Genomic DNA, 24,806 nt, shown 5'->3' with positions numbered 1-24,806 from the left:
ATGTAGTGTCACTCATTTTTAATTTATGGAGAAAGGAAAAAAAGTACTTTTTTATTCAACATTATTCATTGTCGGCACCTATTTTTTATTCCAAGGAATTGCATATTCCAAGCCATTTTTGGCTCCTTTGGTTACTGCCATGATATTGGCCTTTCTGATGCTTCCCATCACCTATGCTTTTGAAAAGTGGGGGATGAAAAAAGTGTGGGCCACCATTAGCAGTACGCTTGTTTTGGTCTTGGTAAGCGGTGGCATAGTTGCCTTGATTTTTCTTCAGATAAAAGACTTTGCAGAAGATTGGGAAGAAATGAAATCCACCATGTTCGAAAAAATGGAGGAATTCAGCACCTATCTAGCCGATAATACCATGCTTGAGGAAGAACAAATAGATGAGGTAACTCCAGAACCTGAGGATGAAAAAGATCAAGAAGAAGGTGAAGATGAATCTGATCCCAGCGAAGAGGAGGAAACAGCAGAGCAGGCCATGAGTGTGGTATCCACCATCATGACATCACTTACAAACGTGTTGCTGACCTTGGTCTATGTCTTTATGTTTATCCATTTTAGGGGACGATTTAAGGAATTTATTCTTCGCTTTATCCCTAGTGAAAAAAGATCAAAAGTTTCCAAAATCATTTCTAGAAGCTCCAAAGTGAGCAGGCATTATTTGGCCGGAAGGCTGCTATTGATGGCCATACTGACGGGGATGTATTTCACAGGCTTGTTGATTTCAGGTTTGGAAAATGCCTTTGTTATCAGTTTGATTGCAGCTGTGCTTTCCATCATACCATTTATTGGAAACATGATCGGTTATGTGATAGCCTTGAGTTTGGGATTGCTGGCTGATGGAGGATCCGGCACGCTCATAGGAATTACGGTCACTTTCCTCATTGCCCAATTTGTGGACAGCTACATCCTGCAGCCCATAATATTGGGAGACAAGGTGGATGTCCATCCCTTTTTTATCATCCTGTCGGTGATTTTGGGTAATGAGCTTTGGGGGGTAATTGGCATGGTGCTGGCCATACCAGTTTTTGGAATGATCACGGTAATTTGCCGCCATGTGCCTGTATTAAACCCTTTTGGCTATCTGTTTAGCCAAACAGACATCGAAGAGCCGGAGGATAAAAACCGCCTTTTATAAAAGTGATTAAGGTATTTGGAAAAAATCACTTATTTTTATGCCTTAATCAACACAACTAAGATGTATACAGGATTTTTGCACCTTCACTCCTACTTGGCTTACTTGGTCATCATTGGCATTACCATCAGTTTTCTATATGCGCTGTTTGGAGCTCTCTCAAACAGAGAATTTACAGCTAAAGACCAAAAATTCGGCTTGTTCGGCCTTATTCCTACGCACATTCAGCTTCTAGCTGGCTTGGTGTTGTATTTTGTCAGCCCACTGGGTGTTTCCAATTTCGGAAGCCACACCATGGGAGATGCTACTTCTAGACTTTACGCTTTAGAGCACCCACTGGTAGGGCTAATCGCAGTTATCCTGATTACAGTAGGTTATAGCAGGGCTAAAAAGATCTCTGTTTCCAGAAATAGGTACAGAAGCATCTATGTGTTCTACGGCATTGGCCTCCTACTGATTTTGTCCAGAATACCCTGGGCGGCGTGGTTGAGTTAATTAAATAGCCAAAAGAACGAAGACGGGAGACGGAAAACGTCTTCCTAAAAAAAGGACACAGAGTTTTCTCGGATTTACACTTAGTTGGACTATCGAAAAAGACAGATTTGTACTTACCCAAACGTTATTCTAAATCCATCTGTGCATTGATATTATAAAATTGGAAATTTTAGGCCGGAATTGATATTCCGGCTTTTTTTGTGAATAGGGATGCCATTTTTCATTGTTGAGGTGCTGCCAGTGTTCACTTGGATATTGTCCCGAACAGAATTTCCTTCTAGGAGTTATCATAGAAATTATATTTAATCCACAACAGAACCTGTAAAGCAATGAGGGGTGATTGCCAAAATGGCCCGCTACTTCGGTCCTGCCTCTGCCGAGTCAGGTTTACCTCCCGATAGGGACGGCAGGCTTCGGTCTTCTTTCCCGACAGCTAAAGAAAAGAGAACTACTTGCCTTTTGCTGCCGGTTGCGGATATCTATAACAGAAAAAAATTTTCACATATAAACCCAATCTGTATGTCAGAAAACAATGATTACAGCCTATTTGATGAAGTAAATCATTTCGTAGATAAAGCCACCAAGCATCTTGACTTGGACAAGGCCCTGGTGCAACAAATCAAGGAATGTAACAGCATTTATGAATTCAACTTTCCATTAAGAAACGATGATGGCTCAAAAGAAGTCATAAAAGGTTTCAGAGTTCAGCATTCCCACCACAAAGTCCCGGTTAAGGGCGGTATCCGATATAGCGAGGAAGTGAATGTGGAAGAAATCAAAGGGCTGGCAGCATTGATGACTTACAAATGTGCGCTAGTGGAAATACCCTATGGCGGAGGAAAAGGAGGCGTGAAGATCAACCCCAGAAACTATACAGAAACCCAATTGGAGAAAATCACCCGACGCTACACTTCAGAATTGATCAAAAAGAATTTTATTGGCCCAGCCATCGATGTTCCTGCCCCTGATTACGGAACAGGTGCCAGGGAAATGGGCTGGATTACCGATACCTATATGGCTTTCCACCCGGATTCCATTACTGCCAAAGGCTGTGTGACAGGCAAGCCGCTCTCCCTGCACGGCATTCCGGGAAGAACGGAGGCCACTGGCCGAGGGGTCTTTTTTGGCCTAAGAGAAGCTGTGAGTGTGGAAGAGGACATGAAAAAACTAGGGCTCAAGACGGGACTGAAAGACAAAAAGATCATTATACAAGGTATGGGTAATGTGGGTTACCACACCGCCATGTACTTGGAGCAAGCAGGAGCCAAGATTATCGGTATTGCTGAATACAATGGCGGATTGTACGATGAGGATGGAATTGATGTACAGGAAATCCATCGCTATAAAATTGAAAACGATGGCTTCAAAGGATACAAAAAAGGGAAGTTTATCGAAGAATCAACGGATCTATTGACTTATGAATGCGATATATTGGTGCCTGCTGCATTGGAAAATCAAATCACTTCAGACAATGCAAAAGATGTTAAAGCCAAAATTATTGCAGAGGCAGCTAATGGCCCAGTCTCCTGGGAAGCTGAGGAAATTCTTACTGAAAACAACGTAATGGTCATTCCAGATCTTTACTTAAATGCCGGTGGGGTCACTGTATCTTATTTTGAATGGCTAAAAAACCTCTCTAGAGTTTCGTTTGGAAAGCTGCAAAAACGATATGAAAAGCAGAAGTTCTCCGATCTGGTTGATATCATGGAAGAAAGCTCAGGATATAAATTTTCCGAAAAGCAAAGGGAGACGATTATCAAAGGTGCCAGCGAAAGAGACCTGGTTGATTCCGGACTGGAAGAAACGATGGTCAACGCCTATCACAACATGAACGAGTTAAGGAAAAAGAAAAATATAAAAAATCTCCGAATCGCAGGGTTTGTCCTTGCCCTTGAAAGAATCTCGATCAGTTACATGGATCTGGGCATATTTCCTTAAAAAGAAAAACCGCAAAATAGTTAGCCTATTTTGCGGTACCTTTTTCTTACTCTTTTAAATATCCTTAATAGCCCTACTTTACTCTTGGGCATTCTCTGGATGCTTTCTTTTCCGGATTTTTGCATGGTTCCACTGCAGAAGCATGACAGATAGGACATTCATTGATAGCTGACTCTTTTTTAATTGGTTTCATGGTTTCTCTGTTTTTGGTTATAACTTATTAACGACAGCTCTCAATCATTGTTCTTTTTATAGAAAATTTAGGATTAATCTAAATAAAGTCTGTTGATTCATAATCTGCTTGCTTCAAAATAAGCAAATAGAATTACCTTAGCCCAATGGAAAATGAAGTCTTAGTAGAAGTGGTCACCAAACGGATGCCCTTTGGGAAATATAAGGGATTTCTTATTTGTGATATACCCGAACATTATTTAGTATGGATGAAAAGGGAAGGTTTTCCCGATGGAAAGTTAGGCATGTGGCTTAGCACCATGTACGAAATCAAGCTGAATGGACTAGAGGATCTCTTACTTCCGCTCCGAAAAAAATATGCAAAAAAAATGTGAATGACCTCTGGGGCCATTCACGTTGCTAGTGACAAATGAAAAAGTTAATTTGCTTAGTGATATAAATGTAAATTAAAGAATTTTAACAAGCAAATTTATACCACATTTTTTTTAGCACATTTAGCGTTTTTTTGTATTTGAAATATAATATTTGGTTTGAATAAAAATATTATCTTGGACCAAACAAAAAAAGCTGTCCTCCCAATAAAGGAAAACAGCCTTTTAATATTGCCAAGCCAGATTACCTTACTGCAATCTTATCAGGAGTCCCATCAGGGTCATTCTGAACATTTCCGTCCTGCCTTACATTACCTAGCAATCTGATTCCTGCTACGTGAGGAGCGGCCATGGAAGTACCACTTATAGACCTATAGCTGTTGCTGATCCAAGTAGAATTGATCCCCACACCCGGTGCGCACCAGTCTACAGGAGGGTTACCCCAGTTGGAGAAGGAAGCAAATCTGTCGTTGGAGTCCATCGCAGATATAGTATAGATATAAGTGCCATTTACCCTAGCAGGGCTGGAAAGGTTGGCATCTCTGCTTTCGTTTCCAGCGGCAAGCACAAACCAGATTCCCTTGTTTGAAGCAGCCAAAACAGCGTCATCAAGGGCTTGGGAAACTGGACCGCCCAAGCTCATGTTGGCTACATCACCGGCTTTGCCGTTTGCGCCGACAAAGTTAACACCAGCGATCACACCAGAATAAGAACCAGAACCTCTAGAGTCAAGGACCTTGATTGGAACAACCGGTGCACCAGCAGCTACCCCCACTACACCGATGTTGTTATCGATGGCAGCAATAGTACCTGCAACGTGCGTACCGTGACCATTGCCATCCGTTAGGGAATTACCGTCTCTTCCACTTGTGAAGGCGTTAAAACCTTTAGAAGCATCCACGTTAAGGTCTTCATGATCCAACTCGATACCGGTGTCCAACACATAGGCTACATTGTTACCCGTATAATTTGCATGTCCACCTACTCTAGTGATGCCGTAAGGTACAGTCTGGCCGGTGGCTCCCCCACCTCCTCCTGGACCTCTGCCCGGAGGAGGAGCCAAAGCCACGAACCTGTCTTGTTCTACATACTTCACATTAGGATCGGACTTTATCTGATCAAATTCCGCCTGAGTCAAAGTAGCAGCAAAACCATCAAGAGTTGACCCATACACTTCGCGTAAATTCTCTCCGCTGATGCGGTACTTTGCCAAAAGGTTGGAAGCATCCTTTCTCATGCCTGCCTGAACTTCCTCATAGCTACCATCTTTTCTGAATGAAATCCCACTTTCATTCAGAACCACAATATACTGACCTGGAATCAGGTCTCCATTTGAAAAAGCGATAAGATCTTCAACTTCAAGTTGGTTTTTCTCATCCATGTTGTCTTGGCAACCCGACATTACAAGTGCGAGACAAAAAGCTGAAAGCGCTGCCGGCTTTCCAATAAATCTGTAAACTGGTTTAAACATACATTTAGTTAATAAAGGGTGTTAAAATAAATTTAGTGATACAATATTTTGTATCCGATTGTAATTATGAAAAAATAGTTGGCAAAAACCAAACCATACAATTTCCACCCAAAACACTTCCTATCTAAAAAACCAAATATTTATTGAAATTATGACAATACTTCTTCTGTTTTCAAAATATTTTTTCAACCAATTTAACTTTTAAATGAAAATAATAAAGTTTTGGCCCTATTTAAAATTTTTTAAAAAAGTTTTCCACATTATAACATAAGATTATTCCAAAAAGAGCTCATCCTGACAAATTATGTATATACATCTACTGCTAAATTATTAAATATCAATGGATTAAAATTTATTTATGGTTATTATAGCCTTATAACAAAAAAAAGCCACCTCTTTCGAAGTGACTTTTATCAAAAAATTTGAAAATTCTATTTTACCGCAATTATATCCCGGTTGCCATCCGGATCGTTTCTCACCCGGCCATCGCTGTTTATTTCTCCCAGCAATCTGATACCTGCCACATGGGGGGCTGCCATTGATGTCCCACTCATAACTCTATATTGATTGTTCAACCAAGTTGAATTTACTCCTACCCCCGGTGCGCAATAATCAATTGGAGGATTACCGTAATTGGAAAAGGATGCAAATCTATCCCTGGAATCCATGGCCGAAATGGTATAGATATTCTGGCCATTCACTCTTCCTGGACTGTAATGCTCAGCATCATTATTATTGTTACCTGCCGCCAGCACAAAATAAATACCTTTGTTGGCCGCGGCTATCACCGCATCATCCATGGCGTTGGAACCTGGGCCACCAAGGCTTAGGTTGGCTACGTCCCCTGCATTTCCATTGGCAGCGACAAAATCAATCCCGGCAATCACACCCGAATAAGGCCCGCTTCCACCAGCATCCAATACCTTAATAGGCACTACCGGCGCACCGGCAGCCACTCCAACTACACCGACATTGTTGTCCAGTGCTCCGATTATCCCGGCTACGTGGGTTCCATGTCCGTTTTCATCGTTCAGGCTTTCTGCATCGCTCCCGCTTGTAAAAGCGTTAAATCCTCTGGAAGCATTCACATTTAGATCCTCATGATCCAAGTCAATTCCTGAATCCAATACATAGGCGACATTATCACCTGTATAAGAGGTCGCCCCTCCTACCCTGGTCACACCATAGGATACTTCTTGCGTATTGGTAGGCCCACTATTATCCCAGCGGTTTGACTGATTTCTTCTTGGACGGGATACGGCCATCATCCGGTCTTCTTCTATGTATTTTACCCTAGGATCCTGGCTTACCCTGTCATATTCCTCATCCGTCATACGGACAGAAAATCCTTCAACAGATGCTCCAAAAACTTCTTTTAGGTTTTCCCCTCCTATTTTGTGCCCTAACAAAAGGTCTGAGGCTCCTTTTTTCATGGCAGCTTGGATCTCGGCATAAGTGCCATCCTTTCGAAATGTAATCCCCTGCTCATTTAATATGACGATATACTGTCCTGGAATTATGTCACCATTCAGGTAACCCACAAATTCTTCCTCAGCATCGAGGTTATCAGGATTCAGGTGTTGTTCGTCAAGACTATCCTGACATCCAGAGGCCATTATGGCCAGACAAAATGCGGAAAGCGTCAAAGGCTTTCCAATGAAACGGTAAACTGGCTTAAACATAATCAATTATTTAATAAGGGTTATAAAATAATGCAGTCCGAAAAATGACTTAATAATTAAAAATTTGCTTTAATATATAAAACGCTTAATTAATTATAACATTTTAAGGAATTACTGTGATTATTGCAATGACCAGACCAGTTTTCAGATTAAATTCATCTAGGTAGATTATTTATTATTGCTTTAAATAAGCCTTTTTTCAAATAAATTTTACAATCAATCCTATTTAATAATCATTTATACTTATTTGTGGTTTTTATGTATTACTACCTACATTTCCCAAGGCTAAAATCACCTGATATTCAGGCCCATCTTCGGCCAAATGAATCTTAATATGTCCATTAAAATCTGAAAATCTTTCAAAATTCATTTCAGTCCCATCCGTGAGATAGCGAAAACTTGTAATACTCAACAATGCCCTGGCATCTACTGGGTTGAGCATATAGGCCATATTGGCACCGGCCTCCGAAGCTTCCCCAAAGTGCAAATGGGCAGGGTAGTAATAAATATCATTGCTTTTTTGCCCTTCCAGCTGGATTTGCAGCTCCACTCCTCCCCTAATCAACTCCCGTACGGTGGCCACCCCAGAAAAGTCAAATTCACTGCCTGGAAACAATTGGTATTGAAGCTCACGTCCGGTATAGATTTCTTCTTCATCTATATTGCAGGAAAAAAAGCCGAAAAGTAGAATTGCGAGGATAATATGCAGCCGAATCATAATTGATGTAATTTCTTTTTTGTAAACGTTTTAATCCAATCAGAGTTACTTTATTGTTATATACGCTTTATCGCCTGTCCCCCACGGTCCTCGGTCCCAGGTTCGGTCTTCGGTCTCCCGTCTTCCGTCTCCAACTGGCATACAGCGTAAATTTTAATTTTTAACCTTCAACCTTACCAATTATGGCTAAAGATAAGCGACCCAGTGTAAAAAACGAGGAGCAATATGAGGCTTTGCGCGATCAGGGATATTCAAAGGAAAAATCCGCACGTATTGCCAATTCCGATAGCTCCAAAACAGGCAAAAAGGGTGGAAAGTCACCAAAATACGAGGAGTGGACCAAAGAGGAGCTTTATGACAAGGCCCAGGAAATAGGCATTGAAAACCGTTCCAAGATGAGCAAGGAAGAACTCATTGATGCTTTAAGAAACCACTAAGATGAAGTTGTTCGCTTCACTATTTACCGCTCTTGATCAAACCAACAAAACCTCAGACAAACTAGAAGCGCTTCATAGCTATTTCTCACAGGCAGAGGATAAAGACAAGCTTTGGTCTTTGGCCCTTTTTACCCACAAACGACCAAAGAGGCAGGTCACCACGACAAAGCTAAAGATCTGGTGTCAGGAAATCGCCGGGATCCCTGAATGGCTTTTTCAGGAATCCTATAACAGTGTGGGCGATTTGGCCGAGACGATCAGTCTATTACTCCCACCTGCAAAAGGCCGGGAAGACAAGCCACTCCATTTTTGGATAAGTTATTTGCTGGGTATGGAGGGGTTGGAAGATGAGGAAAAGAAAGGAAAAATCACCTGGGCCTGGAGCGTGCTCGACAAGCAGGAAAGGTTTGTCTTCACCAAACTCATTACAGGGAGTTTTAGGGTTGGGGTGAGCCAGAATCTGGTCACCAGAGCTGTGGCTGAAGTATATGAAATGGAAAAAACGGAGGTGGCCCATAGAATCATGGGAAACTGGGATCCAGACAAGACGAGTTTTGAAAAACTGCTCATTGAAGAAAATAGGGAAGACAACCTCTCCCGCCCCTATCCCTTTTACCTGGCCCATCCCGTTGAACAGCCGGAGGACAATCTCGATGAGGTGTCCTTCTATTTGGCGGAATGGAAATGGGATGGCATCCGGGGCCAGTTGATCAACCGCAAAGGAGAAGTTTACATATGGTCACGAGGAGAAGAGCTGGTGACCGAAAAATTCCCAGAACTTTTGGACCTGGGAAAAGAATTGCCCGAGGGAACCGTCTTGGATGGAGAAATCATTCCATTTCAGGATGGTTATCCGTTGTCCTTTGGGATCCTCCAGACCCGGATAGGCCGAAAAAACCTAACCAAAAAGATATTGAAAGACGCCCCGATCTCTTTCATAGCCTACGATGTTTTGGAATGGCAGGGAGCAGACATCAGGACCAGCCCATTGGTGGAAAGAAGGAAATTATTGGAGGAATTGAAGTCCAACATAAGCCATCAGAAGCTGGAATTGAGCAAGGTGGTGGAAGGAGGCTCCTGGCAAGAACTGGCCAATATCCGGGAAGACAGCCGAGCCGTGATGGCGGAGGGGCTGATGTTGAAAAGAATGGATTCCCCTTATGGTGTGGGAAGAAAAAGAGGAGATTGGTGGAAATGGAAGATTGAGCCGCTAAGCATTGATGGTGTTCTGCTTTACGCCCAAAAAGGCAGCGGAAGGCGGGCAGACCTCTATTCTGATTACACCTTGGCCGTATGGCAAGATGGACAGCTGGTCCCATTTGCCAAAGCCTATTCGGGTTTGACAGATGCTGAATTGCGGCAGATTGATAATTTTATCAAAAGAAACACCAAGGAAAGATTTGGACCTGTTCGAACGGTAAAACCCGAACTGGTTTTTGAAATTGCATTTGAAGGAATCCAGGAAAGCAGCAGGCATAAATCTGGAATTGCTTTACGATTTCCGCGAATTGCAAGGTGGCGAAAAGATAAAAACCCAGAGGAAGCAAACACATTAACAGATTTAAAGGAGTTATTAAATTTATATGGAGGAAAAACCGCTTGAGGTAATTGAACGCTGGTTTGCCCAGAAGGGCTGGAAACCCTTTCCCTTTCAATATGAAACCTGGGAAGCTTATCTGAATGAAAAAAGCGGGATTTTGAATGCTCCTACAGGAAGCGGGAAAACCTATTCCCTCTGGATACCCGCCCTGCTGGAATACATGCAGGAAAATCCAGGCACTTGGCAAACTCCCCAAAAAAACGGCTTGCGAATCATCTGGGTAACCCCATTACGGGCACTGGCAAAAGACATCCAAAAAGCCATGAGCACCCTTTGCGAAGAAATAGGCCTGCCCTGGACAGTCAGCATCCGTAATGGTGATACCAGTCCCAAGGAACGACAGGCGCAAAAAAAGAAAATGCCAGAGTGTCTCATCACTACACCTGAGAGCCTCCATCTGCTTTTTGCCCAAAAAAACAACCATCAGCTTTTTAAAGGCCTAAAGACCATAATTATTGACGAATGGCATGAACTCATGGCCAACAAAAGAGGCGTGCAGATCCAACTGGCCCTGAGCTACCTTCGTCACATTGCCCCCTCTCCCATCAAAACCTGGGGGATTTCAGCCACCATAGGAAACATGGAACAGGCCTATACCACCCTCATGGGGCCAAGTGAGGTAAACCCATTTATTATTAAAGCCGATATTGATAAGGAAATAATTGTGGAATCCATCCTGCCCGATGAGGTGGAAAAATATCCATGGTCAGGGCATCTGGGCGTGAAACTTATTGACAAAATCATTCCCATCATAGAGGAAAGCAAAACCACTCTACTTTTCACCAATACCCGATCCCAAACGGAAATTTGGTATCAGAAACTCATGGACAAATACCCCGAGATGGCAGGCCTCGTGGCCATGCACCATGGCTCGCTGGATAATGAGGTCCGGTCCTGGGTGGAGCAGGCCCTGCATGAGGGCAAGCTCAAACTCGTCATCTGCACTTCCAGCTTGGACTTGGGTGTTGATTTTCGACCGGTGGATACGGTGATCCAGGTCGGTGGCCCAAAGGGGGTTTCCAGATTTGCCCAACGGGCGGGAAGGGCCGGTCACCAACCGGGCTTGCCCAGCAAGATTTTCTTTGTACCTACCCACTCCCTGGAATTAATTGAAGGCAGTGCCCTCCGCAAAGCAATTGCCGAGCAGCGTTTTGAAGTCCAGCATCCCCACGAGCTGAGCTATGACGTATTGTGTCAATTTTTGGTGACCATTGCTGTGGGCGAGGGTTTTTACAAGGAAAAGCTTTACACGATGTTAAAAAGTACACATGCTTTCAGAAACCTCACCACAGATGCATTTGACTGGGCGCTTCAGTTTGTCACCCAGGGAGGGAAATCGCTGGGCAGCTATGAAGAATTCTCAAAAGTTGAGGTGATGGAGGATGGACTTTACAAAGTCAACAGCAGAAAAGTCGCCATGCGTCATCGTCTTTCCATGGGCACCATAGTGAGTGATCCCATGCTAAAGGTCAAATACATGACCGGAGGTTACCTAGGTGTGGTGGAAGAAAGCTTTATTGCCAAACTCAACAAAGGCGATGTGTTTTTCTTTGCTGGTAAAAGCCTGGAATATGTGCAGCTGAAGGAAATGAGCGTGCTCGTCAGGCGATCCAAGAAAAAAACCAACATCATTCCCAGATGGATGGGAGGACGCCTGCCCCTTTCATCACAGATGTCGGAAATGCTCAGGGAGGAATTGGAAAATGCGGTTTCGGACAGAAAGAAATCCATCGAGGTGCAAACCATCCAACCCATACTTGAGCTGCAGCAGGAACTTTCCCTTGTACCGGACAGAAAAACCCTGTTGATCGAAAAAAGCATTTCGAAAGAAGGTTCTCATGTATTTTTATACCCCTTCGAAGGAAGGTTTGTCCACGAGGTATTGGGCGCCTTGGTGGCTTATAGGATCAGTGTTTCATATCCTATAAGCTTTAGCATTGCCATGAATGATTACGGTTTTGAGCTATTGTCGGATAGTGATATCCCTATCGAGGATGCCCTTGCCGAGGATCTTTTCAGCACCCAAAACCTCATGGAGGATATTTTTGCCAGTATCAATGAAAGTGAGATGGCCAAAAGGAAATTCAGGGATATAGCCTCCATCGCAGGATTGATCTTTCAGGGATATCCAGGCAAGCCCATTACCAATAGACACGTACAGGCTACTTCGGGAATTATTTTTGGGGTGTTTGACGAATATGACCCCGACAACTTGCTGCTCCAACAGGCAAAAGACGAGGCCCTTTCCATGCAGATGGAGAAAGACCGCCTATTAAAAGCTATAGACAGAATCAACCAACAGGAAATCAAGCTCATCCACACCCGCAGGTTTACCCCATTTGCTTTCCCCATCATGGTGGATAGGCTGCGGGCCACGCTGACTTCAGAAACCCTCGAGGACAGGATTGCAAAAATACAGGCGCAACTAATAAAATAAAGTAGAAATGTTTTGCAGAAAATAGGCAAAGTAATAAATTGCGATAAGATTGGATAATCTTAAATAAACCCAAGGTTATCAAATAGATACCAAATAACTGCAAAAGCATTTTTACTTTGACAAAATTCATTTCTTTGAAGCCCGCGTTTCTTCTGCTTCTCTGCATGCTTTCCTCACTGGCTTTTGCACAGATCCCGGACACGGATCCACAAGAGCTCTATGAGCAAATCCAACAAGAAAAAGATGACCATGCCAAGTTAAGGTTACTGTCAGATTTTGCGTGGCTGATCCATAATACCGATAGCTCACAGAAATTCTACAAAGAGGCCATCCAATTAAGTTTAGTGCTGAATGAGGCTGATTTTCTAGTTCAAAACTACAACAGGATCGGGGTGGTGTTCAGAAACCTGGACCTTCACGAAAGAGCCTTGGAATACTACGAATACGCCCTCGTGCTCTCCAAAGAAATCGGCAATAAAAAAGAGGAAGGTTATGCACTCAACAACATTGCCCAAATCCTAAATTACCAAGGACATCCTACCGAGGCATTGGAATACTACAAAGAAGCGGAGAGAATTTTTAAGTCCATCGATCATCAAGAAGGCTTGGGCTATACTTATATAGGGTTCAGTGCCGTATATAATAAATTGGAAAGATACATTGATGCCATTCAGGCCATTGACAAATCCATGGAGATCCGTGGAAACCACATCGACCGGAATTACCTGACATCCATATTATTCCGTGGAGATTTTTTCCTTAAACTGAAGGATTTTGATAGAGCCTATCAAGATTATGAACTTTATTTTGAACATGTCAAAGGGAATTACACCAGAGGGGAAATGACTGCCTTTAAAAGATTCGCCGAATGGCATTATCAAAACGGCAATACCAGACAGGCAATGGAATATGCCCATAAGGCTTTGGAAATCCATCAACATACCCCTTCCCTAGAAGCAATTTTGTCCATTTATTACCTCATGGCAGAGATTTATTCAAGTTATGGACAATACGATAAAGCTTTTGAATATCAACAGGCTTATATTGACGGAAAAGACCAACTCTTGGATGAAAGAACCAACAGTTACCTCACCAACCTCAAAATAAGAAGACAGGAGGCTGAAATCAAGTCGCTGGAACTGGATCGAAAAATCCAAGAAGAGCAGGCCAGCAAAAAAAAACTGATTAACATCGGGCTTCTGTTTCTGCTATTCCTTTCCGGCTGCATGATCTTTATATATTATCGCTCTTATCAGCAGGAAAGATTGAACCTAGCCAAACTCAATGCCCAAAAACAGGAAATTGCCAGCCAAGCCGAAGAACTCAAAAACCTCAACATGGTCAAGGATAAACTTTTTTCCATCCTCGCCCATGACCTCAGAGGTCCTTTGAACAGCTTAAGGGGCTTGATCCAATTGATAGAGGAAGAGGACCTGACCGAGCAGGAGTTTAGGGAAATCCTTCCATTGATCAGTCAAAATGTGGGAAATAACAGTATTCTCCTTGAAAACCTGCTTATGTGGTCAAGATCCCAAATGAAGGGAATGCGTCCGTTAAAGCAAACTGTGAGGATAAAAAGTATTTTTGATGATAATGAAGATCACCTAAACCAAATCGCCCTGCAGAAAAACATCCGGCTGGTGAATGTAATCGATGATTCTGTGTTGGTAAAAGCAGATCGTGGGATGATTGACATCGTGATGCGTAATCTATTGACCAATGCCCTGAAATTTACCCCTGAAGGCGGTGAGATCAGTGTGGAAGCAGAGGACTTGGGCAAAAGCTGGAAGATTCTTATTTCTGATTCCGGAGTAGGGATTGCCGCAGAAAATATGGACCAAATCTTTGGGACAAACTTCTATACCACCGTAGGCACCAAAAAAGAAAAAGGAAGCGGGCTTGGGCTTCTACTGTCAAAGGAATTGATTGAAAAAAACAATGGCACCATCTCCCTAAACAGCGTAGAAGGAGAAGGCACCACCTTTTATTTCATTTTACCCAAGGCCTAAATCTCTACCGTACAGGTTTCCAATATCTGATACCTGCCTTCCAGATAGACTTTGTTTCGGTCTTCCCTAAACCGGCATTTGAACCTGCCTCCCCTATCACTGAGTTGTAGCGCGGTCATCTCGTCATTCATAAGTTTCTTGGACCAAAAGGGAACCAAAGCGGCATGGGATGAACCCGTGGCGTGATCCTCCAACTGGTGATAATGAGGCACTAATGTTCTGCTCACAAAATGGGCTTTTTTGCCCGGTGCAGTTATAGCGTAACTATAAATATCAGAACCTCTCAATTTAGCAAAGTCTGGGTTCATTTTTTTGATCAAACTCTCGCTTTCCACCAAAATGATATGCTTCCCATCCGTCTCATACATGGCCATGATGGGAATACCTAATCCTTCTTCAATGGCTGCTGGAACTTCAATTTCCTTGATCAGGTGGACTGCCTCCAGCTCGATGATAAAAGTATCATTTTCCTGCCACTGTACCCTTACGGTCCCTTTGCGATGGTGAAGCGTAAAGGGCTCATGGCTATTGAATTTCTTGCCCAAAAATATCGCGGCAGCAGCGGCCCCGTGTCCGCAAAGGTTGATTTCCTCATCCACAGCAAACCATCTCACATGAAAATGCCCCTCCTGCTCTGCAGGCCATAGAAAGGTAGAAGCCGGCTGCCTGACCTTGGTGCCGATCTTCTGCATTTGCTCATCATCAAGGGGACTTTTAAAATAAAAACAGGCTGCAGGATTGCCCGTATACTCAAGGGTTTTGTCAGTAAATACTGCTATTACTTGATAGTTTAAAATCATAAAATGGTTCTTTGCGGTTCAATTCTTAAAATAAGCAAAACCCTGCTCATCTTCAAATTATCAAGGCTAATCAATCAATTGGCACGCCAAAAATATGGAGAGAACAATACCAGAATGGTAAACAGCTCCAGCCTTCCCAAAAGCATGAGGAAACAAAGGAATAATTTGGCAAAAGGTGAAAAGAAAGCGAAATTATCCATGGGGCCAACCAAAGCCACAGCAGGGCCGACATTCCCCAAACTTGTAGCCACAGAGCCAAAGGAAGTCAACATATCATACCCCGCAAAAGACATGACCATGCTACCTATCACAAAAATAGCCAGGTAAATCAGCAGGAAATTCATGATGTGGGTGATCACTTTTCCGGTTACTCTTTCCCCATTGATTTTCAAGGGAACAACTGCCCTGGGGTGAACCATACGTTTAAATTCCAACAAACTGTTTTTTACAAAGGTCAGGTGTCTAATAAACTTTATTCCACCGCTTGTGGAACCTGCACTGGCCCCTGCAAATAGTAACATGAAAAAGATGATGACCATTTCGTCGGAATAGGCTGTGTAATCGGCCGTCACATACCCTGTGGTGGTAATCAAGGAAATGATTTGAAACGCCGAATCCCGAAAAGCCTGTTCGAAAGAAGTGCCTGAAAAATAATATATAGGTCCCGTAAGCACCAATATGAAAAAAAGCACTGTGGTAAAATATGCCCTAAATTCATCACTGGCCCACACTCTGTTAAACTTACCTTTTAAGCCCAGGTAAATCAAAGTGAAGTTTGTACCCGCCAAAAACATGAAAATGATAGCTACATAATGAATAAACGGAATATCAAAATGAGCCATACTGGCGTTTTTGGTCGAAAAACCTCCGGTAGCCATAGTCGTCAGCCCATGGTTTACCGCATCAAACAGATCCATCCCGCCAATTCGATAGAGGATCATGACCAACACAGTAAGCCCAACATATACAAACCAGAGCCTTTTTGCCGTTTCGCGGATCCTGGGATGGAGCTTGTCGGAAGTCGGACCCGGAGACTCGGCCACAAAAAGCTCAATCCCCCCAATCCCGAGAAGCGGAAATATGGCTACCGTCAATACGATAATCCCCAATCCGCCTATCCACTGGGTCATGCTTCTCCAGGTAAGCACTCCTACGGGCATGCTTTCGATATCCTCTAAAATTGTGGCACCTGTAGTGGTGAGTCCAGAAACGGTTTCAAATATAGCATCCGGCAAATAGGAGATCGTACCGCTAAACAAGTAGGGAAGCATTCCAAAAACAGACATGAAAAGCCAGCTCAACGCCACGATTAGGTACCCCTCACGCTTCCTAATAAGATTGTCCTCACGCTTAAAACTGAAAAAGAGCAGAGCACCAAAACCACCGCTGATCAACCCAGAATGGGCTAAGGGCATCAGATCACGGCTATCGTAATACCACGAAAAAAGGATACTGGGTACCATCAGTACGGCCAAAAGCATCAATAGGCCTCCCATCACTTTCCCAATTGCGGTGTAATGAATCATAATCTAATTAAACAGTTTTTCCAAAATAGGCTGAGCTGCCGGCAGGGCAAATACAATAGCTTTATCATGCATCTCCAATCTGAAATCCCCATCAGGAATAAAGACATTTTCCCCCCGGATTACCCCGGCCACGATAGCTGTGCTTGGAAAGTGTAGCTCTCTGATGGGCTTTTTGGTCAACCTGTTATTTTTGGTTACTACATATTGCACAAATTCTGCATCCACACCATATATCCCGGTTACCGCTTCCACTTTGCCCTTTCTAAGGTATCTACTCACCTGGTTGGCCGCCACAAGTTTTTTGTTGATCAGGGAATCCACCCCTATACTGTGGGAGATGTGGATGTATTCACGGGTATCCACGTGGGCGATGGTTTTGTAAACCCCGTGGTTTTTGGCACTCAGACTGGTGATGATATTCGTTTCGGAGCTTTCCGTCAAGGCAAGAAAACCATCCATTTCCTCCAAGCCTTCATCTATGAGCAGGTCAATGTTCTTATAATCACCATGAATCACCAAGGTCTCCGAAAGCCTTTCGCTTAGCCACTTGCATCGTTCCTTATCTTTGTGTATCAGCGTCAGCCTGTAATTACTCTCCATCCTCAAGGCAGTGCTGTACGCCAAATCATCCCCCCCGATCATCATGATGTTGCGGATGGGGACTTCTTTATGGTTAATTAATTCCTTGATGGAATCCACCGCTTTTTTGTTGCTGATAAAAAACACATGGTCATTGCTTCTGATCACCGTATCCCCACGTGGAATGATGGTAAGCTGGTCACGGATGATGGCGATGATCCGGATATCCTCAAAAATGGGGTTGGTACTTGAGTCGGAAAGTTTTTTGTTGATTAGCGGGCTGTTGCGGTCCAAGGTAATGCCCACCACGTTCAGCTTTCCACCCTCAAACTCAAACACATCCGAAAAAGTAGAGTTTTTCATCATTCGGGAAATCTCTATACTGCAGAGCATGGAAGGCGAAATGATGGAATCTATGCCCAGGTTATGAAAATAGCTTTGGTTGTCAGGCTCGAGGTAATCGTGGTTTCTTACTCTGGCGATCACCTTTTTGGCACCCAACTGCTTGGCAAGCATGGCCGTTACGATATTGGTTTTCTCCGAGGTGGTGACGGCAAGCACCAAACTGGCTTGCCCCACATTGGCTTTTTTCAAAATATCCAGGGAGGCTGAATCCCCCCAAACGGTCAACACATCTAATCTACTCGAAATGTTTTCCAGAATATCCTTCTCGGTATCAATCAAGATGATGTCCTTGTTTTCGTAACTCAGATGCTCAGCCAGATGGTATCCCATGTCCCCGGCCCCAGCGATGACTATATTCATATCCTGAAACGTTTGCTTTTTTAGGCAGGTGGCAAATTTACATACATTATTCTGTAATATTTACTATAAATTCCTAATTCAGAAATCATCTATATAAATCACCTGCAAAACTGGTTGATATATTTGGTAGCGGTATCACTGCCCTCTTCCACCGATTTCCGCCAATCTCTACATGCCTGGCTCTTCTGGTCTAGCCTATAATGGCTTATCCCCTTGTTGACCAGGATGTCCGGATGGTCGGGATTGAGCTTGAGGGCATAGCTGAAGTCCTCCACGGCTTTTTGGTAACGGGCAAGCTTGAGGTGGGCATTCCCTCGGTTGAAATGGTAGGCATATACCAGCGGGAAGTCCTCCCCGTTTATTTTACTGTAGCGTATGGCTTCGCTGAAAAGCTCAATTGCCTTTTCCAATTCATTTTTTTCATAATACACATACCCAAGGTAATATGTGAGCTCATCGTCTTCCCTGAAGACCCTATTCCCTTTTTCAAGAAGCTTTATCAAGTTGGATTTATCGCCCTGAGTGTTGATGTAAGCCGAGTACAGGTTGATGTAGGCAGGATGAAAGGTGGAGTCAATGGAAATGGCATCCTCAATATCTCTGATGGCAGCGGGATAGTTGCCTCGTTCGATTTGGGAGATCCCCTGATCGGTCAACCGGATGGCTTTCTCCCTATCCTCTGCATCCACTTCTATTTCCACCTCCTGCGCAAAAGAAACCTGAACCAAAGAGAGAAAACACATTATTAATATTGGAATAAAAGAAAATGATTTCCTTTTATTTAAACGCATTGAATTCAAACCTAATTTAATCATTTAAGACAAGCTAAAGTAAAGTTTTTATACTGTACCATTCATACCTTATTTAAGACTGCATGTACAATATGTCACAGTATTATAGTTATTAAGGTAGTAATTTTGTTCAAAATTAACCTTTCAAGTAAGTTAAAGTTTATGAAACGACTTCTCCTCCTTACCGGACTTCTGGTACTAACCCTGGATGTTTACAGCCAAAGCCTAGTAAACAATGAAGTTGGGGGCTGGCTGATGTTTTTCAACAGGACCAGGTTTCACGAAAAGTGGAGCTTGCACACCGAAATCCAGGACCGTTTTTATGACATCTCCGCCAAAGAAGAGCAACTGCTAATTAGAGGCGGCCTGAATTACCACCTCAATCAGAAAACCTGGTTGACTGCCGGTTATGGCTATATAGAAAGTTACCCTCCGGAGGATGTGGTGGCTGACAAAGTGGTGGAGCACCGCATCTGGCAACAGGTCATGCATTTTCATGCCATTGGCCGGGTGGCTATCGAGCACCGAGGAAGACTGGAGCAGCGTTTTGTGGGGGACCGCTACAGGGATCGGATCCGTTACCGCCTGATGGCCACCATACCTTTCAATAACCGCGTAATGCAGCCCAAAACCGTATTTGGCGCGGTGTATAATGAATTATTCTTGCATCAATTTGAATCCAGTCCTTACGACCGGAACCGCTTTTACACGGCCTTGGGATATCAATTTACCACTGCCACCAACCTGCAGGCGGGCTATATGGCCCAGAATTTTGCCGGTAAAACCAAGGGGTACATGCAACTTGGCCTGACTTCTAATTTATATTTATTAGGTAAATAATGTTTACGATGGGTATATTGTACCCATCAAGATGAAAAGAACCCTTAAAGAATATATTGGGCCCGGTCCATTGATCGCCGCGGCCTTTATAGGTCCAGGCACGGTCACCGTGTGCACCATTGCCGGTGTAAGTTATGGATACGAGCTGCTTTGGGCGATATTTTTTTCGGTGTTGATAACCATCGTATTCCAGGAAATGTCCTCCCGCATAGGACTGGCCACACAGTTAGGTCTGGCCAACTTACTTGGCCAGACCATCCACAACAGGTTGCTAAGGATATTCGGAATAGGCTTGGTCATTCTAGCCATTTTCCTTGGCAATGCTGCCTACGAAGCCGGAAACATCGGGGGAGCAGCGCTTGGGGCAGCCTTGCTTTTGGATTTGCCTCCTATCCATGCAAGCAATTTTACCATTAACCTCTATAGTCTTTTCATTGGATTGATTGCCCTGATTTTGCTTTTGCTCGGCAGTTACCAAGCCATCCAAAAAATCCTCACCACATTGGTCATCCTGATGAGCCTCACATTTTTGACAGCAGCTATCATGACCAAACCTTCCTTTCATGACCTTTTTGCAGGATTTTCACCCACTGTCAACTCAAGGAACATCATTACGGTTGTGGCGCTTTTGGGTACTACGGTGGTGCCATACAATTTATTTCTACACAGCGCCCTGGTGGCAAAGAAATGGAAATCCACTTCTGACCTCAAGCTAGTGCGAGTGGACACGATGGTAAGTATTGCACTTGGTGGACTGATCTCGGGAGCCATTGTAATCACTGCTGCAGGAGGCACTGCAATGGAGGTGGAAAGTGCGGCTGATTTGGCGCTGGGCCTGGAGCCAACCTTTGGAATATTGGCCAAATATTTAATCTCGGCCGGATTGCTGGCCGCTGGCGTCACTTCAGCCATGACCGCGCCCTTGGCTGGTGCATTGGTACTAACCGGATGCTTTGGACTATCACAGGATTTCAGAACCCTGCCAATGAGACTTTCCATGGGTTTTATCGTATTGCTTGGTTTGATTTTTGCCTCTTTGGGCATGCGGCCGGTGCAGCTGATCACCTTTGCCCAGCTGGCCAACGGGGTACTCTTGCCCCTCATCGCCACCTACATCTTAGTGGTGATCAATGAAAAAAAACTATTGGGTAAGCTAGTCAATTCCCCTCTTCAAAACCTTTGGGGAATCGCCTGCTGGTTGTTAACTTTATTACTCGGCATGGGCAGCTTGTTAAAAGTAATGGGAATATGGTAGATTTAAATTGTGATTTGGGGGAAGGAGGCTTGGATGACATCAAGCTTATGCCTTATCTGACCAGCTGCAACATTAGCTGCGGGGCACATGCGGGATCCGAGGCAGTGATCACTACCGCCATACAGGCTGCCAAAATGAATCAAGTCAAAATCGGAGCCCACCCCTCCTATCCGGACAGGGAAAACTTTGGCAGAAAAGTCCTAAACATACCCCTTGCTGAATTGCAAATATCCCTTGTCCAACAAATGACCTATTTTAAAGATCTGTTGGACAAACAAGATGCTTCCATACATCATGTAAAACCCCATGGGGCGCTATATAACCAAGCAGCCTTAGATCCAGAAACAGCCAATTGCGTAATCAATGCAGTCCAGCAAGTTTTTCCATTTGCTATCATTTATACTTTGGAAAATGGGGAGTTGAAAAAGGCCGCTCATCGGCATGGGTTGGATTCTTGGAGTGAAGGTTTTGCAGATAGAAATTATACCGATGAACTGAAGCTGGTCAGCAGAAATCTTCCCCATGCAGTCCTAACCGAGAAGGAGAAAATCTTGGCCCATGTGGCTTCCATGATCAAGGATCACAAAATTGTCACCGAAAACGGCAAAGCCATTCCAGCTAAAATTCAAACCTTATGCATCCATGGTGACAACCCCAATGCCTTGGAAATCGCCAAATTCATACGGAAAAATTTCCCCAAATTTGAATGATAGAAATTTTCCAAATAGCGCCTCATATCGTTGAAGTTCAATGGCTAAAAGAAATTTCAACAGAAATCCTTTATCAAAAGGCCCACGTTAAAAAGAAGCTGATAGAGCATTATCCGCACACCTTGCTACGGGCGGTATCTGGTTTTCACAATCTTGGACTTTACTTTGCCGAGCCGCAGGATTCAAAAGAGATCCTGACCATCTCTAGAAATATTCTGTCCAATTATGCAGGGGAAAGCAAAATGGAAAAGCACCTATGGAAAATCCCCGTGTGCTATAACGGAAAGGACCTGGAGAAGCTTTCAGAATTGAAGAACCTTTCCATCATAGAAATCATAAGGCTTCATTCCTCAGTTTCATATCATATTCATTTCTATGGTTTCTTGCCAGGATTTTTATACCTTGGTGGCTTGGATGAAAAGCTGGCCACAGCACGAAAAACCAACCCGGAGAGGGAAATAAAGGCCGGAAGCGTAGCCATTGGCGGCAGGCAGACGGGCATTTATCCCAGCACAAGCCCAGGTGGATGGCATGTTATTGGCCAAACTCCAATCACGATGTTTGATCCCACAAGATCACCTGCCGTTTGGGGAAATGAAGGTGACATCATTGAGTTTTTTCCCATTGAGTTTAATGAAATGGCTCTGTATGAAGGGAAAATACCTGAAAAAATCAAGTATGCTTGAAATTTTGGATCCCGGACTTTATTGTAGCCTTCAGGATGAGGGAAGAGTTGCCCAAGGCGACATTGCAGTTCCTTTTTCTGGCGCCATGGATCGGCAATCCCTCCATTTGGCTAATCACATTCTCCAAAACGACCTTAATGCCAGTTGCCTGGAGTTTGCTTCCCCTGGTCCCACGTTGAAATTCCATTATTCAACCACCATAACCATTACCGGGGCAAAAGCATTCCTTGTGCTGAATGGCAAAAGTATCGCGCCAGCTAACAACGCCATACTTAGCCTGAAGCCCGATGACGTCATAAAAATCAAAACCCTGGAATCTGGTTCCTGGGCCTACCTGGGGATTGTTGGTGGATTTGATTCGGAAAAGGTCCTGGGAAGCCAAAGCCTTTCTCCAGGAATTACAGTTTTATCGGGTTTATTAAAAGGGAACACAATCAATTACAGCAGCCAGGACTTCCTGTTTTCAGCATCCAGTTCCAGGGTGAAACCCGCATTTCCATGGGAAAAGGTGAAAGTATTAAAGGTCAGAAAAGGACCGGAATTCAGCCTGTTGCCAGAGGAGATTATCCGGAAATTACGGACTGACAGCTTTAGCTTTACCTCCGAAAGAAACCGTATGGCCGCTCCAATCCATGAACTGCTTCCGGCAAACCGGCTTGAAATCCTCACCTCTCCCATCTTCCCCGGCATGGTCCAACTTACCCCTGGCGGCAAGATGATATTGCTTTTAATGGAGGCACAAATCACGGGCGGGTACCCCAGAATCCTCTTTATGGAAGAACCCCAACTGAATCTGGCAGTCCAGATGAAGCCCGGCCAAAAGTTCATGTTTGAAATTGTCTAAAAGTTGTCTCCACAATCTCACCAATAATGATTGTTGGTTGGCTTAGGAGCCGGATCTACCTCCCCAGATCGGACCCACATCCCCAAGTCTGGAAGACTTGAATGTTAGTAACCACGGGTGCAACCCGAGGACAGCATCCACCACCTAGCCCCACAACTCCGCGGGAGTTGAATATCGCGAGAAGAATAACGGACATAAAGATTAGACCTGCATCCCCAAGTCTGGAAGACTTGAATGTTAGTAACCACGGGTGCAACCCGTGGACAGCATCCACCACCTAGCCCCACTACTCCGCGGAAGTTGAATTTCGCGAGAAGAATAACGGACTTAAAGATTAGACCTGCATCCCCAAGTCTGGAAGACTTGAATGAAAGTAACCACGGGTGCAACCCGTGGGCAGCAGCCACCACCAAGCCCCACAACTCCGGAGGAGTTGAATATCGACAGAAGAATAACGGACTTACAGATCGGACCTGCCTCCCCAAGTCTGGAAGACTTGAATGTAAGTAACCACGGGTGCAACCCGTGGGCAGCAGCCACCACCAAGCCCCACAACTCCGGAGGAGTTGAATATCGACAGAAGAATAACGGACTTACAGATCGGACCTGCCTCCCCACGTCTGGAAGACTTGAATGTAAGTAACCACGGGTGCAACCCGTGGAGAGTATCCAACACCATCCCAAAACTCCGGAGGAGTTGAATATCAATGCGTAGGACGCTAAAGTCCATAAAGCCAAAGCGTAAATTCAAGGTTTTTTTCCCTAACTTAGATATCATCAATTTTTTAGAAAAATGAGCAGTTATAAACAGGTTTTTTACCAGATAGTTTTTAGTACCAAAAGAAGACAGCACACTATCCCCGAGGCACACTGTGAAGAATTATACAGATATATTTGGGGCATAATTAAAAACAAAGACTGCAAGCTATACAGGGTCAATGGTATATCCGATCATATTCACCTCTTTACTGACCTCCATCCTAAGATAAGTTTAGCAGAATTTATTAAGGACATTAAGGTTTCAAGCAGTATTTGGTTGAAAGAAAACAAAAATTTCCCCCTTTGGGAGGGCTGGGCTAATGGATATGGTGCATTTACATATTCCTATAGGGATAAGGATGCGATAATCAACTACATAATCAATCAAAAAGAACATCATAAGAAGGAGTCATTTTATGAGGAATATAAAAGACTGCTGATTGAAAATGGGGTGGCTTTTAAAGAAGAATATATGTTGGGGTAATACCATGACTTTATTATAGGTGGCCTTTACACACAGAGGTTCAACCCCTCCGGGGTTAACCGAATTTTCACCTTACCGTTCCCCGGGTTCCACCCGGGGTTATTCACATTCAACCCCGCTGGGGTTGATTGAGTGGATAGGTATGATCTTAACTATCCAAATCCGGAGGAGTTGAATACAAAAGAGAATTGACAAACCTGGAAACCTGCAGGCCTCCCCAAGCCTGGAAGACTTGATGTAAGTAACCACGGGTGCAACCCGTGGACAGCATCCACC

The 24,806-nt window shown here is 43.9% G+C and carries 21 protein-coding genes; 14 read left to right on the top strand and 7 right to left on the bottom strand.

From position 1 onward, the window contains the following. The first annotated feature begins 25 nt into the window (after positions 1-25). The 4 genes from KI659_RS10485 (at position 26) to KI659_RS10470 (ending at position 4,140) form a co-directional block, all read left to right on the top strand. Positions 26-1,144, top strand: a complete 1,119-nt coding sequence (locus KI659_RS10485; protein ID WP_213945307.1) for an AI-2E family transporter — start codon at positions 26-28, stop codon at positions 1,142-1,144. 60 nt (positions 1,145-1,204) lie between these two features. Next, on the top strand, positions 1,205-1,636 hold the full coding sequence (locus KI659_RS10480; RefSeq protein WP_213945306.1) for a hypothetical protein: 432 nt from the start codon (positions 1,205-1,207) through the stop codon (positions 1,634-1,636). 519 nt (positions 1,637-2,155) lie between these two features. Next, a complete protein-coding gene (locus KI659_RS10475) occupies positions 2,156-3,574 on the top strand; it encodes a Glu/Leu/Phe/Val family dehydrogenase (RefSeq protein ID WP_213945305.1) in 1,419 nt (472 codons plus the stop codon). Between the two features lie 338 nt (positions 3,575-3,912). Further along, positions 3,913-4,140, top strand: coding sequence for a DUF3820 family protein (locus tag KI659_RS10470; protein WP_213945304.1), 228 nt, complete (start codon positions 3,913-3,915; stop codon positions 4,138-4,140). Positions 4,141-4,381: 241 nt separating this feature from the next. On the opposite strand, the gene KI659_RS10465 is transcribed toward KI659_RS10470, so the two are convergent. The 3 genes from KI659_RS10465 to KI659_RS10455 form a co-directional block, all read right to left on the bottom strand. Beyond that, positions 4,382-5,608 carry a S8 family peptidase gene (locus KI659_RS10465; protein ID WP_213945303.1) on the bottom strand — a complete coding sequence of 409 codons (1,227 nt, stop codon included), beginning with the start codon at positions 5,606-5,608 and terminating at the stop codon, positions 4,382-4,384. A gap of 431 nt (positions 5,609-6,039) precedes the next feature. Next, positions 6,040-7,290, bottom strand: a complete 1,251-nt coding sequence (locus KI659_RS10460) for a S8 family serine peptidase (protein ID WP_246535359.1) — start codon at positions 7,288-7,290, stop codon at positions 6,040-6,042. Between the two features lie 256 nt (positions 7,291-7,546). Further along, positions 7,547-8,008 (bottom strand): hypothetical protein, encoded by a 462-nt coding sequence (locus tag KI659_RS10455; RefSeq protein WP_213945302.1) that lies wholly within the window; start codon positions 8,006-8,008, stop codon positions 7,547-7,549. A gap of 182 nt (positions 8,009-8,190) precedes the next feature. Here KI659_RS10455 and KI659_RS10450 point away from each other — a divergent pair, with 182 nt between their 5' ends. The 4 genes from KI659_RS10450 (at position 8,191) to KI659_RS10435 (ending at position 14,491) form a co-directional block, all read left to right on the top strand. Beyond that, positions 8,191-8,445: a DUF7218 family protein gene (locus tag KI659_RS10450; RefSeq protein WP_213945301.1), complete on the top strand. Its 255-nt coding sequence runs from the start codon at positions 8,191-8,193 to the stop codon at positions 8,443-8,445. Position 8,446: 1 nt separating this feature from the next. Next, on the top strand, positions 8,447-10,048 hold the full coding sequence (locus KI659_RS10445) for an ATP-dependent DNA ligase (RefSeq protein WP_213945300.1): 1,602 nt from the start codon (positions 8,447-8,449) through the stop codon (positions 10,046-10,048). Further along, on the top strand, positions 10,029-12,482 hold the full coding sequence (locus KI659_RS10440; protein ID WP_213945299.1) for a ligase-associated DNA damage response DEXH box helicase: 2,454 nt from the start codon (positions 10,029-10,031) through the stop codon (positions 12,480-12,482). The genes KI659_RS10445 and KI659_RS10440 overlap by 20 nt, the downstream gene beginning before the upstream one ends. A gap of 134 nt (positions 12,483-12,616) precedes the next feature. Continuing rightward, positions 12,617-14,491 (top strand): tetratricopeptide repeat-containing sensor histidine kinase, encoded by a 1,875-nt coding sequence (locus KI659_RS10435; protein WP_213945298.1) that lies wholly within the window; start codon positions 12,617-12,619, stop codon positions 14,489-14,491. On the opposite strand, the gene KI659_RS10430 is transcribed toward KI659_RS10435, so the two are convergent. The 4 genes from KI659_RS10430 to KI659_RS10415 all read right to left on the bottom strand — a co-directional run bounded on the left by KI659_RS10430 (position 14,488) and on the right by KI659_RS10415 (position 18,904). Then, positions 14,488-15,291, bottom strand: a complete 804-nt coding sequence (locus tag KI659_RS10430) for a PhzF family phenazine biosynthesis protein (RefSeq protein WP_213945297.1) — start codon at positions 15,289-15,291, stop codon at positions 14,488-14,490. The two genes, KI659_RS10435 and KI659_RS10430, sit on opposite strands and share 4 nt — an antisense overlap. 74 nt (positions 15,292-15,365) lie before the next feature. Beyond that, entirely contained in the window at positions 15,366-16,817 is a 1,452-nt protein-coding gene (locus tag KI659_RS10425) for a TrkH family potassium uptake protein (protein WP_213945296.1), read from the bottom strand. A 3-nt stretch (positions 16,818-16,820) separates the two neighbouring features. Then, positions 16,821-18,161 (bottom strand): Trk system potassium transporter TrkA, encoded by a 1,341-nt coding sequence (gene trkA, locus KI659_RS10420; protein WP_213945295.1) that lies wholly within the window; start codon positions 18,159-18,161, stop codon positions 16,821-16,823. A 98-nt stretch (positions 18,162-18,259) separates the two neighbouring features. Beyond that, positions 18,260-18,904 (bottom strand): tetratricopeptide repeat protein, encoded by a 645-nt coding sequence (locus KI659_RS10415; protein WP_213945294.1) that lies wholly within the window; start codon positions 18,902-18,904, stop codon positions 18,260-18,262. 210 nt (positions 18,905-19,114) lie between these two features. Here KI659_RS10415 and KI659_RS10410 point away from each other — a divergent pair, with 210 nt between their 5' ends. The 6 genes from KI659_RS10410 (at position 19,115) to tnpA (ending at position 24,530) form a co-directional block, all read left to right on the top strand. Beyond that, positions 19,115-19,792 carry a DUF2490 domain-containing protein gene (locus KI659_RS10410; RefSeq protein ID WP_213945293.1) on the top strand — a complete coding sequence of 226 codons (678 nt, stop codon included), beginning with the start codon at positions 19,115-19,117 and terminating at the stop codon, positions 19,790-19,792. 31 nt (positions 19,793-19,823) lie between these two features. Further along, positions 19,824-21,047 (top strand): Nramp family divalent metal transporter, encoded by a 1,224-nt coding sequence (locus KI659_RS10405; protein ID WP_213945292.1) that lies wholly within the window; start codon positions 19,824-19,826, stop codon positions 21,045-21,047. Then, on the top strand, positions 21,041-21,757 hold the full coding sequence (gene pxpA, locus KI659_RS10400; protein ID WP_213945291.1) for a 5-oxoprolinase subunit PxpA: 717 nt from the start codon (positions 21,041-21,043) through the stop codon (positions 21,755-21,757). The genes KI659_RS10405 and pxpA overlap by 7 nt, the downstream gene beginning before the upstream one ends. After that, positions 21,754-22,443, top strand: a complete 690-nt coding sequence (locus KI659_RS10395; protein ID WP_213945290.1) for a 5-oxoprolinase subunit B family protein — start codon at positions 21,754-21,756, stop codon at positions 22,441-22,443. The genes pxpA and KI659_RS10395 overlap by 4 nt, the downstream gene beginning before the upstream one ends. Further along, a complete protein-coding gene (locus KI659_RS10390) occupies positions 22,436-23,287 on the top strand; it encodes a 5-oxoprolinase subunit C family protein (protein ID WP_213945289.1) in 852 nt (283 codons plus the stop codon). The genes KI659_RS10395 and KI659_RS10390 overlap by 8 nt, the downstream gene beginning before the upstream one ends. A gap of 793 nt (positions 23,288-24,080) precedes the next feature. Continuing rightward, on the top strand, positions 24,081-24,530 hold the full coding sequence (gene tnpA / locus KI659_RS10385) for an IS200/IS605 family transposase (protein ID WP_213945288.1): 450 nt from the start codon (positions 24,081-24,083) through the stop codon (positions 24,528-24,530). Positions 24,531-24,806: the final 276 nt, after the last annotated feature.

It is taken from the genome of Litoribacter ruber, assembly GCF_018449405.1.
In the GTDB taxonomy this organism is placed as follows: Bacteria; Bacteroidota; Bacteroidia; order Cytophagales; family Cyclobacteriaceae; genus Litoribacter; species Litoribacter ruber.
This window is presented reverse-complemented; position numbering and strand designations above follow the sequence as displayed.

Coding starts and splice junctions, on each gene's coding strand:
- KI659_RS10405 (WP_213945292.1), top strand. CDS start 19,824: ATGAAAAGAACCCTTAAAGAATATATTGGGCCCGGTCCATTGATCGCC.
- KI659_RS10450 (WP_213945301.1), top strand. CDS start 8,191: ATGGCTAAAGATAAGCGACCCAGTGTAAAAAACGAGGAGCAATATGAG.
- KI659_RS10480 (WP_213945306.1), top strand. CDS start 1,205: ATGTATACAGGATTTTTGCACCTTCACTCCTACTTGGCTTACTTGGTC.
- KI659_RS10445 (WP_213945300.1), top strand. CDS start 8,447: ATGAAGTTGTTCGCTTCACTATTTACCGCTCTTGATCAAACCAACAAA.
- KI659_RS10460 (WP_246535359.1), bottom strand. CDS start 7,290: ATGTTTAAGCCAGTTTACCGTTTCATTGGAAAGCCTTTGACGCTTTCC.
- KI659_RS10430 (WP_213945297.1), bottom strand. CDS start 15,291: ATGATTTTAAACTATCAAGTAATAGCAGTATTTACTGACAAAACCCTT.
- KI659_RS10425 (WP_213945296.1), bottom strand. CDS start 16,817: ATGATTCATTACACCGCAATTGGGAAAGTGATGGGAGGCCTATTGATG.
- KI659_RS10475 (WP_213945305.1), top strand. CDS start 2,156: ATGTCAGAAAACAATGATTACAGCCTATTTGATGAAGTAAATCATTTC.
- KI659_RS10485 (WP_213945307.1), top strand. CDS start 26: ATGGAGAAAGGAAAAAAAGTACTTTTTTATTCAACATTATTCATTGTC.
- KI659_RS10410 (WP_213945293.1), top strand. CDS start 19,115: ATGAAACGACTTCTCCTCCTTACCGGACTTCTGGTACTAACCCTGGAT.
- KI659_RS10390 (WP_213945289.1), top strand. CDS start 22,436: ATGCTTGAAATTTTGGATCCCGGACTTTATTGTAGCCTTCAGGATGAG.
- pxpA (WP_213945291.1), top strand. CDS start 21,041: ATGGTAGATTTAAATTGTGATTTGGGGGAAGGAGGCTTGGATGACATC.
- KI659_RS10470 (WP_213945304.1), top strand. CDS start 3,913: ATGGAAAATGAAGTCTTAGTAGAAGTGGTCACCAAACGGATGCCCTTT.
- trkA (WP_213945295.1), bottom strand. CDS start 18,161: ATGAATATAGTCATCGCTGGGGCCGGGGACATGGGATACCATCTGGCT.
- tnpA (WP_213945288.1), top strand. CDS start 24,081: ATGAGCAGTTATAAACAGGTTTTTTACCAGATAGTTTTTAGTACCAAA.
- KI659_RS10440 (WP_213945299.1), top strand. CDS start 10,029: ATGGAGGAAAAACCGCTTGAGGTAATTGAACGCTGGTTTGCCCAGAAG.
- KI659_RS10455 (WP_213945302.1), bottom strand. CDS start 8,008: ATGATTCGGCTGCATATTATCCTCGCAATTCTACTTTTCGGCTTTTTT.
- KI659_RS10465 (WP_213945303.1), bottom strand. CDS start 5,608: ATGTTTAAACCAGTTTACAGATTTATTGGAAAGCCGGCAGCGCTTTCA.
- KI659_RS10415 (WP_213945294.1), bottom strand. CDS start 18,904: ATGTGTTTTCTCTCTTTGGTTCAGGTTTCTTTTGCGCAGGAGGTGGAA.
- KI659_RS10395 (WP_213945290.1), top strand. CDS start 21,754: ATGATAGAAATTTTCCAAATAGCGCCTCATATCGTTGAAGTTCAATGG.